We start from the raw sequence: 1,513 nt of genomic DNA, 5'->3' as shown, positions 1-1,513 counted from the left end.
CGCCGGGGATGGCGCGCAGGGCCGCGCGCAGGGCGAGGAAGACCAGCGGCGCATGCTCGATTCCCATCACCAGCACCATGCCGGCGGACGACTGCACCGGGTTCGCCGTGCCGACCGGCGGAGCGAGACCGAGCGGCTTCAGGATCGGACTGCCGGATCCGGCCAGATGGGTCCAAGCCATCGCCACGATCTGCGGCGGGATCATCAGCGGCAGGATCAAGGCGAAGCTCATCGCCGTGCGGGCGCGCAGATCGGTCAGCCCGATCAGCAGCGCGAATGGCCCGCCGATCAGTGCGGCGGCCAGCGTGGCGCCGGCGGCGATGGCGATGCTGTTGGTCGTGGCCCGCCATGTCGCGGGAGAATCGAGTACGCGGGCCAGCACCGCAGCGTCGCCGGCCTCCCACAGCAGGCGCAGGACAGGCAGCAGCACCAGCAGGCCGACGAGCAAGAAAAAGCCCTCTCCCGTCCTTCGACCACCCGCCAAAATCCCCCTCTCCCCCTCGGGGAGAGGGTCGGGGTGAGGGGGATGCACAGTGTGGATTTTCACAGACGGATCGGGGTGCGCGATTCTTGAAGATCCCTGCAACGGGTCCCCCTCACCCTAACCCTCTCCCCGCTTTCGGCGGACCGTAGGTCCGTCTGTCGCGTCAGCGCAAACGAAGTTTGCGCGTGAGCGGGGGGGAGGGGAACCTTCGCATTTCGCATCAACCCACTCACCCGCCGAACAGGTCGGCGAAGGCGCGCTTGTTGGCCTCGTCCTCGGCCAGCGCCTTGGCGGGGTCGTAGGGCAGCAGAGTGATGCCGGCCGGGTCGGGGAAGCCTGGCGGCGGGTTCACCCCCGGCAGCGCCGGCAGGAAGCCCTGGGCCGAGGCCAGCTCCTGCCCCTCGCGGCTCAGCAGGAAGTCGATGAAGGCCCTGGCCGCCGCCGGATTCTTCGCGGTGCTGAGGATCGCCACCGGCTCGCTGACCGCGCTGACGCCCTCCTTGGGGAAGACGAAGGCGACGGGGGCGCCCTTCAGATGCTCGCGGATCGGCAGGTAATCGACGACCATGCCGTAGAGCTTCGCGCCGCCGGCCACGTCCTTCAGGATGCCGCCGTTGCCTTTGGCCGCGGTGACGCCGTTGCGTTGCAACGCCTCATAGTAAGCCATGCCCAGCGCCGGCTGCGCCTTGATCGCCGCCATGTGGATGGCGGCGGCGCCGGAGTAGAGCGGACTCGGCATCGCCGTGGTGCCCTTGGCCTCCGGCTTCAGCAGATCCTGCCAGGAGGCCGGCTTCATGGGGGCCGCGGTGTTGTAGACGATGCCGGTGGTGATCAGCTTGGTGCCGAACCAATAGCCCTGCGGATCATGGGTGCCGGGGCGGTAGCCGGCCACCGGGGCGCCGTCATAGGGCTGCAGCCGCTTCTCCGCCTTCAGCGATTCCATCGTCACCGCGTCGGCGATCAGCAGCAGATCGGGCTGCGGCGCCCCGGGCGTGAACTCGGCGCGCACCTTGTTCATCAGCTCGGGGG

The 1,513-nt window shown here is 69.2% G+C and carries 1 protein-coding gene and 1 pseudogene; both read right to left on the bottom strand.

Translation table 11 applies throughout. The features are described 5' to 3' along the window. A pseudogene (locus I71_RS16950) lies at positions 1-448 on the bottom strand (iron ABC transporter permease); the annotation flags it as partial. Between the two features lie 265 nt (positions 449-713). Continuing rightward, on the bottom strand, positions 714-1,513 hold an 800-nt coding region (locus I71_RS16945; RefSeq protein ID WP_042696019.1), incomplete at its 5' end, for an extracellular solute-binding protein.

This window comes from Azospirillum sp. B506 (genome assembly GCF_000333595.1).
Classification (GTDB): domain Bacteria; phylum Pseudomonadota; class Alphaproteobacteria; order Azospirillales; family Azospirillaceae; genus Azospirillum.
The sequence above is the reverse complement of the archived record's forward strand: the minus strand, read 5'-3'. Positions and strand labels throughout refer to the sequence as shown.